Below are 16,501 nucleotides of genomic sequence, written 5' to 3' on the forward strand. Positions count from 1 at the left end.
ACAAGTACCAGCGACTCGCCGCCCCGCGGTGGGTCGCTCTTTTTTAGGCTTTTATTGTTTCAACTCACTGGGCAGAATGCCATAGCACCGCTTGAAGGCGGCCGTAAAGTGCTGTGGATTTTTGTAGCCTACGGCGGTAGCGGTTTCGGTTACCGTGCGGCCTTCGTGCAGCAACATCCGCTTGGCGTGGGTCATTTTCAGGTCGCTCACGTAACCGAAGATGGTCGTACCGAAGGTCTCTTTGAACCCTTTTTTCAGGCGAAATTCGTTGACACCGACCCGTTTGGCCAGTTGGACGATGGTCGGCGGACGCTGCCAGTGGTCGTCGAGGATCTTGCGGGCTTCCTGAAGCGGCCGGAATTCGGTCTCGGGCGACGTAGCGCTTTCGTCCCAACGCTGCGCCATCTGGGCCAGTTGCAACGTGAGCAATTCCAACACTTTTGCTTCCAGAAAGAGGCGTTTCAATACCCCCTGCCCGGCATAATGCTGCAACTCGTGCAACACCCACCGCACCTGCGGCGTCATCGCCAAGTGTTCGGCACACAAAAAACCGGGCTGTCCGTCCTGAAACGAGGCCAGAAAAGCCAGGTCGCTCGCCTCTTCGCGCAACAGCCGCAAAAAGTACGGCTTGGGCAGGTGAATCACCGTGACTTCGTACCGCCCCTCGTCGGGCACCAGCTCAATCTGTTGGGCGCCTCCCACATCGTAATACAGATTGTGTTGCGCTCCCCACAACGGTGCCGATGCCGGATTTTCGGAAGTTTCGGTACTGTCTCCACTTAACAGAAAGATCATCTCGACGCTTTCGCCGACGCTCGAACGCTGCAACAGCGCCGGCTGGGGCAGTTGCACTTGTGCCTGCGAGATGACCACCTCGCCAAACGCCAGTTGCACACACGACAACCGACCCGTTCCGGTCGTTTCGATGCGGTAGGTTTTTTGGGCCGACGCGGCCACCACCTGAAACTGACCGGGCAAGGTCAGCTCCTCGTTCCATTCCTGCAGGGACGCGCCAGGGGGCATGAGGTGAAATTTTTCGTTTTGCGTTAGTCGAATTCCCGATCGCGTTAACAGCTTCCGCGGCAGACGGGCAGTTTTGCGGCAAGATACATTATTTGTAATTAGTCTAAATAAATAACTTATATGCAACGATTTTTTACACTGCTGGGCTTGCTGCTCCTCTTATCGCCTGCGGTGTGGGCACAAAACACCGCTTTTGTACAAGGGAAGGTCGTCGGCGACGATCTAACGCCCCTGTCGCCGGCCAACGTAATGCTGGAAGGCACTTCGTTCGGTACCTCGACCGACGACGCCGGTAACTTCCGCCTTTCGGGCGTTCCGGCGGGTGCCTATCAGGTAAGCGTCTCGATGGTCGGCTACAAACCACAGTCGCGGGCCGTGGTGCTGGAAGCGGGCCAGACGGCCGTCCTTACGTTTGAGTTAGCCGCCACCAACGCGGTGTTGGCCGAAGTGGAAGTTTTTGGTGTGCCCGACAAACAACCCGAGAAACTGGCGACGATCACGCGCCTACCCCTGAAACCGTCAGACCAGATCCAGAGCATTTCGGTGATTTCGGACCGGCTGATCGAGTTACAGGGCGACCTGACCATCTCGGAAGCGGCCCGCAACGTGCCGGGGGTCTACACGTTTGCGACCTACGGCAACCAACGCGAGAGCATGTCGTCGCGGGGCTACCGGGGCATCCCGATCCTGAAAAACGGCGTGCGCGTCAACTCCGACTTCCGGGGCATCGGCGTTCTGACCGACATGCAGGGCATCGAAAGCGTGCAGGTGCTGAAAGGAGCCGCCGCCATTACGCAGGGCATCGCGACCGACCTGGGCAGTCCGGGTGGGGTGATCAACCTCGTGACCAAAACGCCGAAGTTTGAGGCGGGGGGCGCGGCAGCATTGCGCGTGGGCAGCTTCGGGCAACTGCGCCCGGCCTTCGATGTGTACGGTCCGCTGTCCGAATCGAACAAAATAGCGTTCCGGCTGAACGGGGCTTACGAGCGTACCAACAGCTACCGCGTGGGCGTTTCGCTGGAGAAGTTCTACATCAACCCTTCGCTGGAATGGCGTCCGGACGACAAGACGAGCATCATTCTGGAGATGGATTACCTGGACGACAGCCGTACGCCCGACCCGGGCACGATCAATCTTTCGACCAACGACGTCAACGCGATCTACGACCTGCCTTACGACAAATTCCTGGGCTTTTCGTCGAACCGCGTCACGACCCGCAACGCGACCTATTCGCTGCGGTTCCTGCGCCAGTTGAGCAGCCAGCTTAGCCTGCGCGCGGCTTACATCCGCTCTGACCTAGACGTGGAGGGCATCACGACGGGCCTTTCGGCGGGCGGTCGCGGCCTGCCGAACCTGGAAACCCTCAGCCAGCGCTACCGCACCATTGGCGGTTCGAGCCGCCTCGACAACAACTCGGTCTTGCAGGTGGACCTGATTGGGCAGGAGATTCGTACCGGCGCGTTGAAACATACGTTTCAGGTGGGCGTCGATTTCCGCAACAATTACCTCGAAACGGGCGGCAGTTCCATGGCCTCCGGCACGTACGTGGACATCGTCGACGTCTTCGAACCGATTCCCAACACGCTGCCTGACCAGGGCTACGTGTACATCGCCCCCCAACGCGACGAAAACGGCAACATCGTAACGCCCGGACGCACCGAAGTGGCCCCCATCAGCCTCTCGGCCAACACGACCGTCTCGTCGCGCAACACGTCCTACGGCCTGATGGCGCAGGATGTCGTTACCCTGACGCCCTGGGCGCGGGCTTTCCTGGGGCTGCGCTACAGCACGCAACAGAGCACCGGCTCGGCTACCGAAACCGAAATTTCGCGGGGCGATGCCCTCAATCCGCAGCTGGGTGTGATGCTGACGCCGAAAAAAGGGCTGAACGTGTTTGCTTCGTATACGTCCAGCACCAGCCTGCGCGGCGCCGACAACGTGGACGTCAACGGCAACGAACTGGGCGACCAGCGCATCGACCAACTGGAGGCGGGCATCAAATCCGACTGGTTCAACAACCGACTGCGTTTCAACCTGACCCTCTTCAAAATCAACAACACCAACATGTCGCTGCCGGTCTACGACGCCAACTGGAACGCCACCGGCTACTACCAGAAAGGCGGCAACGACGAGCGCAAAGGGGTGGAAGTCGAGTTGATCGGCCGGGTGCTGCCGAACCTGGAACTGGTGGCGGGCTACGCGCACATCGACGCGCAGTACAAAGAGCACACGTCGTATTACGAAGGCTCGGCACCGCTCAACACACCACGCCACACGGCCAACTTCTGGGCGCACTACACACTGCTGAAAGGCTTCAACATCGGCGTTGGCACGTACTACATCGGGAAACGGCCCGTCAACGACTGGGCGACCACGGTCACGCACCAGGGCATTGTGCCTAACCAGAAGCCTTTCGACGTGAAAGCCTACACCGTGGTGAATGCGCAGCTCGGCTACATGTACAAGCAGTTTGGCGTTCGGGTGCTGTTCAACAACCTCTTCGACAAGATCGGCTACAACGCGTACCGCACGAGCTTCATCAACCAGACCGATCCGCGCAACTTCGCCGCGATTGTGAGCTACAAATTTTGAATGCGATAGATCAGGAAGTTCAAGTGTGTTGCAAACGGCTCCGGGGTTTCCCGGGGTCGTTTGTTGCTGTGTTTACCCCCTTACAAAACAAGATGTTTTCCTTTTTTAAGTCCCTGACCTCGGCTCTGCTGGCGGCCTTCGTCCTTCTGCTCGGCGCCTGCGCCCCCGATGAGCCCGCCAATCCTCTGCGTTTCCAGGAAAGCGACCTGACGCTCTCGTCCTCGCACGATACCGTCACGGTGCAGTTAACGCTGGAGCGCCCCGCCGCCGAAAATACACCCATCACCCTCACGATGCAGTCGAACCGCCTGGTGCACGGCAATCAGTTTACGGTCGAACCGGCTTCGCTGGAAGTGAACGGCACGGTGTTTCTGGCCCTGGCCAAAGGCGCACAGACCACTTCGTTTCAGGTGGTGAAACTGGGCACACCGCCCCTCGAAGGCGACGAGCAAATTCGCTTTACGCTGGCATCTACCCAGAACGGCATCACGATCGGCACGCCGGCCAGCGTCATTATTTCCGTCCGGTAATCACGTTTCTACCCAAATCGCGTTCTATCATGGCTTCTCCTTCCCCCTCGTTCAATTTGCGGAAACTTTTTAACGATCTGCACCTGTGGCTCGGCATCGCCAGCGGCCTGGTTCTGTTTCTGGTGTGCCTCAGCGGAACGGTCTATACCTTCCGGTCCGAAATTGAGGAAGCCCTTGCCTCCGAAAAATACCGCATCAACGTCCCCGCAGAAGCGGTGCGCCTGTCGCCGGAAACCATTCTTCGGCAATTGCAACAGACGCAGGCGGGCGTGGTCGGCGCCATCACCGTCCCGGCCGACCCGGCTCGTCCGTACGAAGTCAGCGTCAAGACGTCGCCGGAAGAGCGACACGGCACCACCTTCCTGATCAATCCCTACACCGGCACGGTACAAGGCACTACCGAAAGCGCCGCGGCCGACTTCTTCATGTTCATGTTTCGGATGCACCGCTGGCTGCTGATGGAACAGAGCGTGGGACGCGTGATTGTGGGCGTGTCGACGCTGATTTTCGTATCTCTGATCCTGACGGGACTGGTGCTCTGGTGGCCGAAGAAACGCAAACAGTGGAAACAAGGCTTCACGGTGAAAACGTCGGGCAACTGGAAACGCATCAACCACGACCTGCACAACACGCTGGGCTTCTACGCTTTTGGGTTGTTGCTGGTCATGGCCCTGACCGGCCTGTGCTGGTCGTTCGAATGGTACCGCGACGGCTTGAGCAACGTGTTGGGGGCCAAGGTATTCGGCGGACGAGGCGGCAAACCGACGCAGGTGGCCCCCCACCCCGAGATGACCGCCCTGCCGGCTTCGGCGTTTCTTACCCTGGCTGACGAGCAGTTGCCTTACGAAGGCGATACACAACTTTCCCTCCCCAACGACCCGGAAACGGCGGTCACCGTGCGTAAGCATCGGGTTGGGTTCTTTGCCCTGGCGGCGTCCGACAAGCTGGAGTTTGATCCGTACACGGGCGAAGTACTGAAGCAGGAAATCTTTGCGGACAAACCTCTGAACGAACAGATCGCCGGCCTGATCCGCCCGCTCCACACCGGCGAAGTTTACGGCACCTTTTCCAAGATCCTTTACTTTCTGGCCTGCCTGATCGGCACCAGCCTGCCCGTTACCGGTACGATCATCTGGATCAACAAGCTGAAGAAGAAAGTCAAAAGACAAAAATCGGCCGCGCGGCAACCGCAACCGGTACGCTAAGGCGGCCCTTAGCGGATCTCAAACGCGTACGTACCGGACATGAGCTCGTAGACGTGCGCGCCTTCCGACGTGCTCAGGAGCCGAATGTTGAGGTTCCCTCTTTGGACCGGCTTGCCGCTTTCGTAGACTTTCTGGTCTTTGCCGACCGGCAGAGTCAGATGGGCGGTAGCGTTCGGCGGAACGGTCGCGGTGTAGAGGAGGCGTTTCCCCGTCTGTTTCCAGGCCGACCGAATCGTTCCGTACGGCCCGTCGTGCGCCGCCGTGAAGGCATCCAGGCCCGGCACCACGTGCGGCGTAAGTTGCACACGTTTGAAACCGGGCTGCGCTGGATCGGGATGGATGCCGCCCAGCCCTTTGTAAAGCCACGCCCCGATTTCCCCGAACATGATGTGGTTCAGCGAGATGTCGTTCGCCGCCTGGATGTCCCAGTTTTCGTACAGGGTGGTAGCGCCGTTCACGATCCACCAACCCCACGACGGGTACGTTTCCTGTGCCGCCACCCGGTAGGCCACGTCGGCATAACCGTTTTCGCTGAGGGCGTTGAGAATGGCCTTCGTGCCGAGCAACCCCACATCGAGGTGATAGTCATCGGCCGCGACCCGTTCTGCCAGGTTGGCGGCCACTTTGGCCCGCAACTCGTCGGGCACCAGTCCCCAGTATAAGGATACGCTTAGCTCGGTCTGCAACCCGCTGCCGTACAGGCCGGTTTCCCGGTCCAGGTACTTGGCGTTGTAGGCAGCTTTGATCTTGGCGGCCAGCGCGGCGTAGTTCCGGGCGTCGTCGGGGTGCCCCAACAGGTGCGCCGCCTGTGCCAGAATGGTTGCATCCGCAAAGTAATACGCCGAAGAAGTTAACTCGACCGGCGATTTCGACTTGACGGGCACCCAGTCGCCCAGCCCCCAGGCGGTCAGGCCCGTGGGGCTGAGGTCGGTGATGTGGTCGACGTACCGCCGCATGTTGTCGTAACAGGCAGCCAGCAGCGTGGTGTCGCCGTAAAACAGGTAGATGTTCCAGGGAATGATGGCGATGGTGCTGGTCCAGTCGGGCCCGTTGCCCCACTCGTAGCCCCAGCCGTCGGTCGGAATGATGGAGGGCAACACGCCGTTCGGCTGTTGTTCGTCGCGGTGGTCGGCCAGCCATTTCTCGTAGATCGTGATGCCATCGAAGCTGTACAGCCCCGTTTCGCTGGCGATGTGCGCGTCGCCCGTCCAGCCGTTTTTCTCCCGTTGCGGGCAATCGGTCGGGTACCCGAACAGGTTGGCGAGGTACGAGTGGTTCGTGGCCGCCCAGATCTGGTCGAGCGTCGGGTTAGAAGATGAGATTTCGCCGACGGGCGGCACATCGCTGTGCATGAAGTAGCCCGTCAGACTTTCCTGCGTCAGGCGGACGGGGCGGTTGCTGGTCACCTCCACGTACTGAAAGCCTTTGTAGTTGAAGCGCGGCATAAACGTCTCCTCGCCCTTCCCGCTCAGGATGAAAATGTCGGTTTGGAACGGATCGCTCTCGTCGGTTGGGCGGTAATGAACATCGATGTTGGAGAGGTCGACGTGGCCGTTGGGATACACCCGCTCGCCGTGTTTCAGGCGCAGTACCGTCCCTGCCTCCCCCCGCGCCCGCAGTTGACTCACGCCCGAAATGTTCCGGCCGAGGTCGAACACGTAGGTCGTATCGTTCAGGCGCTCAATGCGCTGCGTCGGCACCGTCTCTACGTTGCGAATGGGGTGCAATGCCTGGGCCACGATGTTTGGGGAAGGTGCACTGCGTAGCATCACGTCGTGCCAGGCCGTATCGACAAACGCGGCGGTGTTCCAGCCGGGTTGTTCGCGTCGGGCGTCGTAGTGTTCGGCCGTATAAATGCTGTTGAAAATCACCGGGCTGAGGTGCGTTTTCCAGTCTTTTCCGGACGAAATCGTTTCAACCGAACCGTCCTCGTAGGTAATGCGCAGGTCCAGGCAAAAGGTGGGGCGGTTCCGCCAGGGCGCTTTGTCGAAATACCAGACGGCCGTCGACTGGTGGTTGTACCAGCCGTTGCCCAACAGCACCCCGATGGCGTTATCGCCACGTTGCAGTTGCGCCGTGACGTCGTGCGTCACGTAAAGGGTCCGCCGGTCGAAGCGGGTGTACATCGGGTCGAGCCGGTGGTTCCCGATGGGCTGTCCGTTGATTGACAGTTCGAACAAGCCTGCCGCGGCGATGTAGGCCCGTGCCTGTTTGATCTTTTTAGACACCCGAAATACCTTCCGGAAATAGGGTGCAGGTTTGAGGTTCGGGTCCTGGTTGTCGCTGATCCACGCGCCCTGCCAATTTGCTTGTGCCATCATCCCCATCTCGAAACGAGCCGCGCCCGCCGGCGTTTTGCGGGTTCTGTCCTGATCCCAGATCGTTACCTGCCAGTAGTACCGGGTGAACGGCTGCAACGGCTTTCCCGCGTAGCGCACCAGTTGTTGATTCGTCGTCTGCTTGCCTGAATCCCACACATCGCCCCGCCCCTGCATCACCGCCAGCGAATCGGTCCCGACGACCAGTTGATACGCCGTTTGCCGGGCACCCCGCCGGTCGTCCTCCATCCGCCACGTGAAGCGTGGCTGTGCCGCGTCGAGTCCTAGAGGATTTTCCAGGTACTCGCACCGGAGTTGTACGGGTTGCGCACAAAGGAGGGTGGAAAAAAAACAGCTGAAGATCAGAGCAAAAAAACCAAGATACTGTGACAGGAAGGGTTGCATAGCAAGGGAACGGATTAGGCTCTAAAAGTAGAGAAGCGTCGTTAGTTGGCGTTAGAATGGTCGCCACACCTTCTAAAATTGTTTTTGCAGGGGCGTACACCTAATTCTATAAAAGCAAGGGTTTGCTTTTATAGCAAAGTCAGATGATTTGTAAGTTATTTTACTTCAGAATGGGCTTTTCATTCACTAAAGGAGCCATTCTACTCTCAAATCAATCTACAAATCAGATCGTTTTGCGATATTACCGTTGGTTGCTATATCATTCAAATAGTTCAATCTCATAAGACAAAATGATAAACATATATACTATTGACTTTGACGAATCAGCACCAACCATGGATAAGTTGATTCTTACCATGAACAATGCAGGTCTAGAAATTGAGTATCACCCCAAGGTTAATGCGACGCTGATAAGCAAAAAGAAAACCATAGATTACGCTGTACATGTTGATATGTTTGACAATGTTTATAGCGTATTCGCTTATCGAAATGAAATGTTTTATTTATTCGGTGCAACCATCTGTGCGTTGATTGATTTAGGAGGCAGCTTAAGAGGGACGTGGAATTTATATGATGTAGTACCAGAATCAATGATAAGCAGATGGGAGCAAGACAAAATAATTAACAATAACATATAAATAAATAAAGTACCACCTGTCGTATTTCATTCGTCACTGTTTATTACTCAATCGCGACCAGTTGCCTGAATAGCCGGTCGAGGGTTTCGGAAGGATCGGCGCTAAGGCCGGGATGGACGGGCGAGGTCTGCACGACGGTGCTGCGGGCGGCGGTGAGCCACCGGAACCGGCCGGCCAATGGAAACTGCCCGATGGGCCCTCCCTCCTTCCGACCGGCGCAGATCCGCTCAAAAGCCCGAAGCCGCTCCCGTAATTCTCCGCAGTCAATCGTGTTTCCAAAAGCGGCCAGCCGGACTTCCGACAATTCGTAGCGGATCTGCAAAAAGCCTTTCGGAGCGCACAACAGGATGACGCCCACGTTGAGGAACTCCTCACGCTCCACGCGCGGCACCACGCGGACGACGGCGTACTCAAACAAGTGCTTTTCGGGCATGTTCCGCAGCGTTTACAAACAGGTCCGACGCGGCAAGGCGCGTCGTCAGAAATTGAAAATAGACGTCTCGCTGTTCGTCCGGCGTACCGGGAATGGACGCGTCGGTTAGCCAGGCGTCGGGCACCAACGCGACGATGGCGGCGATCCGGTCCGGCGTCAGGCGTTCCCGAAATTCGGCATCGACGGCTTCCAGTTCCGTCGCCCAGGGCAGTAAGACATGGTCTTTGATGGCGGCAAACGGGCGTCGGCTTTGCCCTTCCCAGCTTTCCCAGTTGTGATGAAAGTAAAGCGACGCCCCGTGGTCGATCAACCACAGTTCCTTGTGCCACGTCAGCATGTTGGTGTTGCGCGCCGTGCGGTCTACGTTGGTAATCAGGCAATCGAGCCAGACGACCTGCGAGGCTAGCCGCGCATCGATGGTTGTTACCAGTGGATCGAACGTGATGGCTCCGGAGAGGTAATGCAACCCGAGGTTCAGCCCCTCGCTGGCCCGCAGCAGATCCTGAATTTCCTCGTCACCTTCCGAGCGCCCGAAGGCTTCGTCGAGTTCAGCGAAGACCAGCTCCGGTACGTTGAAGCCGAGTAGCCGGGCAATCTCACCTGAGATCAGTTCCGCAATCAGGGCTTTCGGCCCCTGCCCCGCCCCCCGAAACTTCAGGACGTACAGAAACTCGTCGTCGGCTTCGGCCAAGGCGGGGAGCGACCCGCCTTCGCGCAGGGGCGTGACGTAGCGGATCACCTGCACCGTCCGCAGTTCCGGCGCGCGCGCCATCGATTCATGTGCCATACATCACTTAATTTCTTTCGTCAACCCTGCAACCGGTGCGAAAGTTGGGTGGAAAAATAGCGTAAATTGTCGAACCCGGCGTAACGGGGCGTTGCGCGAGATGCCCTCCGGAGAAGCCTCACGGGTTCGGCCCGTCCGGCCCATTGTACTAAAAACAGGCTTGGTCTGCCGTTGAGAAAGGCCTCGGTCGACACATTGAACTTCCTTCCTCCTTAACAGAGCTGGAGGTACGAGAAGAAAGCATTGCTTTCCAAGGCCTTGAAACAAAATTTGTTAATCTCGTACAACCAAAGTGAGTGGCGTGGGCTTTCTTGAAATGCGCATGCCCTCCACACAACTTTATAAGACAACAACATGCACTACCGAACTTTAGGAAAATCAGACCTGGCGGTCTCTGCAATCACCTTCGGCGCCTGGGCAGCCGGCGGCTGGATGTGGGGCGGCAACGATCGGAAAGACGCCATTGAAGCCATCCAGGCGGCGTATGACCTGGGCGTCACTTCCATTGATACCGCGCCGATCTACGGCATGGGGAACAGCGAAGAAATCGTCGGCGAAGCGATCAAGGGACTTCCGCGCGACCAAGTACAGCTCCTGACCAAATACGGCATGCGCTGGGACCTGGACCAGCCCCGAGGCGATTTTGCGTTTAAAACGGAAACGAACGAGCGGGAGAAAGTAGACGTCTACAAATACGCCAGCCGCGACAGCATCCGCCGTGAATGCGAAAACAGCCTCCGACGGCTGGGTGTCGACTACATCGACCTCTACCAGATCCACTGGCCCGACTCCACCACACCGATTCAGGAGACCATGGAAACCGTGGCGGAACTTATCAAGGAAGGCAAAATTCGCTACGCCGGGGTGTCGAACTACAGCGCCGCGCAACTGGCCGAGGCGCAACAGTACGTCGACGTGGTGTCCAACCAGGTACCTTACAGCATGGTGAAGCGCGACATTGAAACCGAACTGGTGCCTTATTGCCTCGAACACCAGACGTCTATCCTGGCGTACAGTCCGCTGCAACGGGGCTTGCTGACCGGTAAAATGAAGCCCGGCTACGAGTTCGGCAAAGGCGATCACCGGGCGGGGATGTCGTACTTCACCGACGAAAATCTGCAACGGGTGAACGCCTTCCTGTCGAAAATAAAGCCGCTGGCCGACGAGAAAGGTGCTACGCTGAGCCAGTTGGTCATCCGCTGGACGATCGAACAGCCCGGCATCACGGTGGCGTTGGTCGGTGCCCGCAACCGGCAACAGGCCGAACAAAACGCCCAGGCGCAGAACCTCCACCTCTCTTCTGAGGAACTGAACCTGATCTCCGAACACCTGGAACAGCTCGAACTGGCGGAAGCTTAAGCGCTGGCGATAACCCATTAAGGCCGCTTGAAACGTCTCCTAGCAATGCGTTTCAAGCGGCCTTGTTTATGGGTAAAGCAGTATTTCGCCGGAATTGGATCAGCGCCCGCTGGCTTTCAGGATCGCGGTTTCGTTGGCGGAGAGGGCGGCGGTTCGATGTTCTTCTACGATGACAGAAGCGAGGTAATGGGCCAGGTTGACGATCAGGTGCGTGGGGTTCTCCACACTGCCGGTAGGAAAAACCGAACTTCCTACCACAAACAAATTAGGACAGCCGATCACCCGCAGAGATTCGTCCACGACGGCCCGGTCACGGTCGATGGAATAGCGGGTGCCTCCCAGATGATGCGAAGCGTCCGTATAATTCGCAGAGGTGCGCAGCGCTTGTTCCTGAAAGGTAAGCGTACCGCCCAGCGCGGCCATGTGGCGCTGCAAGTCACGGTACAACTGCACCGCCTCTTCCATCGCTTCCGGGCCGAGACGCATGTGCAGTTCCGGGGTGGGCAGTCCGTGAGCATCGGGCGTGTCATGGCGCAATACCATCCGATTGGCGGCCTCGGGCCGTTGCTCCACGTAGCAAACCACCCGAAACCAGTTGTCTTTCTTTTTAGAGAACAGCGCCAGGGATCGCAAACGGTAGAGAAACGCGTGGGGGATCAACTCTTTCGATTCCAGGTGGACACTGGGGATGCGTTGAGAAGGCTCGGGCAGGGCACCGGGTCCGCTTAGGTTTTTCTTCACCCTTTTGTAAAGACTCATCGCCTGGGTAAACCATTTGCTCAAAAGCGTAGGCTCGGTTTCGATCAGATTGGCGTACGCCCGAACGCCGGTACGAGGGTTTACGCGTTTGAGACCGTATTTGAGCTTTCCCTCCTTTGCCACCTGCATTTTCAGTTTTTGCAACGAGGCCGGGAAGTTCTCAAAGTAAAAAGACCCGTGCACAATTTTAGGGTGGTCCATGAGGTACTTCCCGACATTCCGGAAATTGGCTCCCATGCGAGGTTTCAGCACCTCCTCCATCAGCAGCAACGTCCTGGCATTCTCGATGCCGCCCGCCGCCAGCACAAAATAGGCAGCCTCGACCGTAATAGACCGCCCGTTAGCAGCTTGAAACTCAAAAGCCGTAAACCGCCCCTGCCGTTCGGTGGCCTTTGCCCGGTACGTCAGGTGGTAGACCAGCTCAAAATCGCCTGCACGAAGGTGCGTGGACCGTCGGTTGAATCGCTCAATTTTTTTCCCCCACAAACTCACTACTTCGCCCTCGCTCACCGGACATGCCGCCACGAAACGCTGCGCAATGCCCAGGGTAGCATGCGCCCGACTTTTTGAGGCTTCCAACAGGGCAGGCAACGTGCCCCACTCCCGATCCAGCACCGGGTGAAACTGAAAAGACACTACCCGCCCGGCCCACAGGTTGGCCGTACCGCCGACCTGACGACACCGGTTCGTATGATGCGGACGATACGTAAAATTAGACGTGTAATCGATAGCATTCAACTGGTTGGCCGCCTCTTCGGATGCTATCCCGCCACTCTCGGCCACCAGCACGCGTAGCCCTTCGGCCGCAAGTTGCCGCGCCAGCGTGATGCCGGCGGGGCCTCCTCCCACAATGCAGACTTCTGTTACCAGGGTCTCGGACGAAAGCGAATTGGCATCAATTAGCATTGGGACTCAACTTGAAGTATTCACTTGGTGGCAATGACCTGCACGTTGCTCGGCATCATGGAATCGATGAGGTGCTCGTTTGTTTTCGTACGGCCGTCGTATTGCCGGATGACCAGACCATCGAGCAGCGTAATCGACCAGGCCAGCGCCTCGATAAGGGGCCTGAACACAAACCGGACTTCTGCCTGGAGGAGAATGCGTTGCAGCAAAATGCCGATCGTACGGAAAGGCCCACACGCCCCCCGGATGTCGAGGTGTTGCCAGGCGCACTGCTCGAACAGATGGCGGGTGCCGTATTGTGTCAGGTGATAGTAATCTTCCGGGCCCCGATGCACCGCAAACACGCTGCTGACCGACAGGTAGAGCTTTCCGCCCGGTGCCAGAATGGAGTGGCATTGTTTCACCAGACGGGCCGGGTCTGACATATGCTCCAGCAATCCGGTACAGATGATGGTATTGTAAGACGCCGGTGCAATGCCCTCCAACAGCTCGTAATAGCGGTCGGTTTGGTACTGGTATTGAGGCAGGATGTCGTACTCCTTGATGATGTCCTCAAACTCAAATTCGATGTAAACAATCAGCGTTTTAGGCTTAGCCTCCACCCGCTTGGCAAAGGCTCTCAAATCGTAATAAGAGATTTTTCGGGGGACCAGCGTGGCTGTCCTCAGGAGTTTCAGCGCCTTTTTTAACATAAATCCGTTTGATTGGGATAAGATGATCGGACCGCCACCAGCAAGACGCCTTCGAGGAAGCCGAAGCGCTTTCTGCCGAACTGAGATCAGCCCAGGGCACCCTTATCAGCGGACAACCCCTAAAGCATTCGCAGCCTACTGACCTATAGAGAATAGCTTTCCGGGCCTCTGTATAGCTGTTGCTTTTTGGAAGGGTGAAATCCCACGCGCCTCTGTACGTGTATCCTCTTTTTAACTCTGCGTTTCCTTGAAGATAGGTAGCAATGAATAGTAGGTCAGCATGCGCCAGCGCCTGGAGCATCCTTTCAATGTCTCCTACGCTGCTACTTTCAAGTTCTTTGTGTGATAGACAACCACCGACCGTGCTACCATGTCGTGAATCGCTTTTCCCTGTTTGTGGCCCATCACGGTTACCAGCGAAATCCAACCTAGCGTCGCTTTCACCAGAAACCTGACCACAGCGACCGGAAACAGAATGTTTTTGCCTTCGTGGTTGTCTCTTTTCACCCGGAGACCAAACACCATGTGGCCTATGGTCCCTCCGACCGAACTTGTCAAGATGGGGTCATACAGGCCGAAGATGAGTACAAAGGCCAGAATTCGGTACAGGTCCGGTACGGCTTCGAAACTAGAAAACAGTTCCGTCACCATCAGCATCAGTAACATCAACACAAAAGAATCGAGGACGACGGCCTTCACACGAACAAACACGCCCGGAATTTCTGATTGTACCATAACTTGAAGTTTTAGCATACAATATAGCAATCAGGAAAGAAGCATGAAAGCCCAAAGCACGAAAGGGAGTCGTCAGGGTCGTCACTAAAATTTCGAATGATTCGCTAAATCCCTCGGACTCAATCGAATAAAACTTTAAGAGTGAGAGTGATTTAGTTTAGAGAGGTAAAGGGGACTTGGATAATTTTTATCCACAAACAAAAAACCCTTGCAAGTGCTTGACTTACAAGGGTTTATCCTTATGAGTGGCGGTCTGGACGGGACTCGAACCCGCGACCCCATGCGTGACAGGCATGTATTCTAACCAACTGAACTACCAGACCAACTTTTGTTTTTGTTCTCCCTTTCGGCGAACGTGGGCACAAAAGTAGGTGTTTTTTGTTTGGATGCAAGCGGGGGCTGAAAAAAATTAAAATAATCGGTCAGGCGTGCGGTACGCATCTCCTGCGCCCCTTTTTCGTTGTTCTAGTGATATGCCTCTTGTTGCTTCCCCCTACCGTGCGCCGCGCCTTCTGTTCAATGGGCACCTGCAAACCATCGCGCCCCACCTGTGGCGACGCCAGCCCCCCGTGGCTTACCGGCGGGAGCGCCTGGAACTCCCCGATGGTGATTTTCTGGATCTGGACTGGGTAGATGCCGCTGTGGACCAGAATCGGCTGGTCGTGCTGTCGCATGGTCTGGAAGGGGACAGTTCCCGGGCCTACATGGTCGGGATGGCGCACGCGTTTGCGGCACAGGGCTGGCACGTGCTGGCGTGGAACTGCCGGACGTGCAGCGGCGTGATGAACCGTCTGCCCCGCTTTTACCACCACGGCGATGCCGACGACCTGGCAGCCGTCGTGCAGCACGCATTGGCACCAGGAAAATACCGGCAGCTTGTGCTGATCGGTTTTAGCATGGGCGGCAGCATGACCCTAAAGTACCTGGGTCGGACTGCAGCTCCCGTCCCTGAAGCCGTTCAAGGGGCCGTGGTATTTTCGGTTCCTTGCGACCTGTACAGCAGCATCGTGCGCCTGCACCACCCCCACAACGTGTTGTACCGCCGCCGCTTTCTGCAGAAGCTCAAACAGAAAATGGTGCGCAAAGCGCTTCAGTTTCCTGACCAGGTCAACATACGTAACCTGGACCTGATTCAGGACTTTCCTTCGTTCATCGAGCGGTTTATGGGGCCGCTGCACGGCTATCGGGACCTCGCACGGTTTTACCACGAAGCCAGCGCCGTCCACTACCTGGCGGGCATCCGGCGGCCGACGCTGTTGGTCAATGCGCAAAACGATCCCATGCTGGCGGGCAAATGTTTCCCGGTCGCCGAAGCCCGCGACCACACTTTCCTACACCTGGAAATGCCGCTGACCGGCGGCCACGTCGGTTTCACACGCTACGGCTTTCGTCTTAACTGGGCTGAACAACGCGCGCTGGAGTTTGTTGAGTCATTGGGCCTGACGTCCTAGCCTGCCATTTCACCACAACACGATGTTTCCCCGACTCCCCCGTTCATTTTATACCCGCGATGATGTAGTGCAGCTTGCCCGCGAGCTGCTGGGCAAGTACGTCTTCACCCGTTTTGGCGGGGAGCTGACAGGCGGGAGGATTGTGGAAACGGAGGCGTACCATGGCCGCGACGACATCGCGACACAGAAGCATCTGGCCAAGGGACATGCGCGCACGCAGTTGCTGTACCGGGAAGGTGGGTTGCTGTACATCTACGCCGTCTACCGCATTCATCATTTGTTCAACATTGTGACGAATCGCGAAGGATTGGCCGACACGGTCCTGATCCGGGCCCTTCAACCGACCGACGGCGTAGCGACGATGCTGCAACGGCGGCAGATGACCGAGGTGAAACGCAACCTGACGGCCGGCCCGGGCGTGATGACCCAGTCATTGGGGCTCTCCAAGGCGCATTTCGGAACCGATCTGGTTACCAGCCCTGACGTCTGGCTGGAAGACCGCCACGCGTCGGTACCGGACGCACAAATCGTAGCCGGACCTCGTGTCGGTATACCTTATGCTGAAGAACACATCGACCTGCCGTGGCGCTTTTCAGTACGCGATAGTCCCTGGGTCAGCCCCGCCAAAGGCGGCACGCGTTAGGTCTTTTTTGCCCGCAACGGCCAAT

At 57.3% G+C, this 16,501-nt stretch carries 14 protein-coding genes and 1 tRNA gene; 7 read left to right on the forward strand and 8 right to left on the reverse strand.

The genetic code is table 11. The annotated features are described in order from the left end of the window. Window positions 1-51: 51 nt before the first annotated feature. On the reverse strand, window positions 52-1,023 hold the full coding sequence (locus BLR44_RS14185; RefSeq protein ID WP_089683003.1) for a helix-turn-helix transcriptional regulator: 972 nt from the start codon (window positions 1,021-1,023) through the stop codon (window positions 52-54). A 120-nt stretch (window positions 1,024-1,143) separates the two neighbouring features. Between BLR44_RS14185 and BLR44_RS14190 the strand changes: the two genes are divergently transcribed. From BLR44_RS14190 to BLR44_RS14200, 3 genes are all read left to right on the forward strand, one after another. Beyond that, on the forward strand, window positions 1,144-3,615 hold the full coding sequence (locus BLR44_RS14190) for a TonB-dependent receptor (RefSeq protein WP_089683006.1): 2,472 nt from the start codon (window positions 1,144-1,146) through the stop codon (window positions 3,613-3,615). Between the two features lie 92 nt (window positions 3,616-3,707). Continuing rightward, window positions 3,708-4,145 carry a hypothetical protein gene (locus BLR44_RS14195; RefSeq protein WP_143017293.1) on the forward strand — a complete coding sequence of 146 codons (438 nt, stop codon included), beginning with the start codon at window positions 3,708-3,710 and terminating at the stop codon, window positions 4,143-4,145. Between the two features lie 29 nt (window positions 4,146-4,174). Beyond that, complete coding sequence (locus tag BLR44_RS14200) at window positions 4,175-5,350, forward strand: PepSY-associated TM helix domain-containing protein (RefSeq protein WP_089683010.1); 1,176 nt, start codon at window positions 4,175-4,177, stop codon at window positions 5,348-5,350. 8 nt (window positions 5,351-5,358) lie between these two features. On the opposite strand, the gene BLR44_RS14205 is transcribed toward BLR44_RS14200, so the two are convergent. Beyond that, window positions 5,359-8,073, reverse strand: coding sequence for an alpha-L-rhamnosidase (locus tag BLR44_RS14205; protein WP_089683012.1), 2,715 nt, complete (start codon window positions 8,071-8,073; stop codon window positions 5,359-5,361). A gap of 335 nt (window positions 8,074-8,408) precedes the next feature. Here BLR44_RS14205 and BLR44_RS14210 point away from each other — a divergent pair, with 335 nt between their 5' ends. Continuing rightward, window positions 8,409-8,711, forward strand: coding sequence for a hypothetical protein (locus tag BLR44_RS14210; RefSeq protein ID WP_143017294.1), 303 nt, complete (start codon window positions 8,409-8,411; stop codon window positions 8,709-8,711). A 43-nt stretch (window positions 8,712-8,754) separates the two neighbouring features. On the opposite strand, the gene BLR44_RS14215 is transcribed toward BLR44_RS14210, so the two are convergent. Both BLR44_RS14215 and BLR44_RS14220 read right to left on the reverse strand, forming a co-directional pair. Beyond that, a complete protein-coding gene (locus BLR44_RS14215) occupies window positions 8,755-9,144 on the reverse strand; it encodes a DUF3037 domain-containing protein (RefSeq protein WP_089683016.1) in 390 nt (129 codons plus the stop codon). Then, window positions 9,122-9,931: a HipA family kinase gene (locus BLR44_RS14220; protein ID WP_245706064.1), complete on the reverse strand. Its 810-nt coding sequence runs from the start codon at window positions 9,929-9,931 to the stop codon at window positions 9,122-9,124. Before BLR44_RS14220 ends, BLR44_RS14215 begins: the two co-directional genes overlap by 23 nt. Window positions 9,932-10,285: 354 nt before the next feature. Here BLR44_RS14220 and BLR44_RS14225 point away from each other — a divergent pair, with 354 nt between their 5' ends. Next, a complete protein-coding gene (locus BLR44_RS14225) occupies window positions 10,286-11,290 on the forward strand; it encodes an aldo/keto reductase (protein WP_089683021.1) in 1,005 nt (334 codons plus the stop codon). 99 nt (window positions 11,291-11,389) lie between these two features. On the opposite strand, the gene BLR44_RS14230 is transcribed toward BLR44_RS14225, so the two are convergent. The 4 genes from BLR44_RS14230 to BLR44_RS14245 all read right to left on the reverse strand — a co-directional run bounded on the left by BLR44_RS14230 (window position 11,390) and on the right by BLR44_RS14245 (window position 14,705). Then, entirely contained in the window at window positions 11,390-12,955 is a 1,566-nt protein-coding gene (locus BLR44_RS14230; protein ID WP_089683023.1) for an FAD-dependent oxidoreductase, read from the reverse strand. 20 nt (window positions 12,956-12,975) lie between these two features. Next, the gene (locus BLR44_RS14235; RefSeq protein WP_089683025.1) at window positions 12,976-13,647 is read right to left on the reverse strand and encodes a class I SAM-dependent methyltransferase; all 672 of its coding nucleotides are present in this window, start codon (window positions 13,645-13,647) and stop codon (window positions 12,976-12,978) included. Window positions 13,648-13,962: 315 nt separating this feature from the next. Beyond that, the gene (locus BLR44_RS14240; RefSeq protein ID WP_089683027.1) at window positions 13,963-14,382 is read right to left on the reverse strand and encodes an RDD family protein; all 420 of its coding nucleotides are present in this window, start codon (window positions 14,380-14,382) and stop codon (window positions 13,963-13,965) included. Between the two features lie 246 nt (window positions 14,383-14,628). Next, window positions 14,629-14,705: transfer RNA gene (locus tag BLR44_RS14245), tRNA-Asp, on the reverse strand. A gap of 150 nt (window positions 14,706-14,855) precedes the next feature. Between BLR44_RS14245 and BLR44_RS14250 the strand changes: the two genes are divergently transcribed. After that, window positions 14,856-15,833, forward strand: coding sequence for a YheT family hydrolase (locus BLR44_RS14250; protein WP_089683029.1), 978 nt, complete (start codon window positions 14,856-14,858; stop codon window positions 15,831-15,833). A gap of 22 nt (window positions 15,834-15,855) precedes the next feature. Further along, window positions 15,856-16,476 (forward strand): DNA-3-methyladenine glycosylase, encoded by a 621-nt coding sequence (locus BLR44_RS14255; RefSeq protein ID WP_089683031.1) that lies wholly within the window; start codon window positions 15,856-15,858, stop codon window positions 16,474-16,476. Window positions 16,477-16,501: the final 25 nt, after the last annotated feature.

This window comes from Catalinimonas alkaloidigena, assembly GCF_900100765.1.
GTDB lineage: Bacteria > Bacteroidota > Bacteroidia > Cytophagales > Flexibacteraceae > Mooreia > Mooreia alkaloidigena.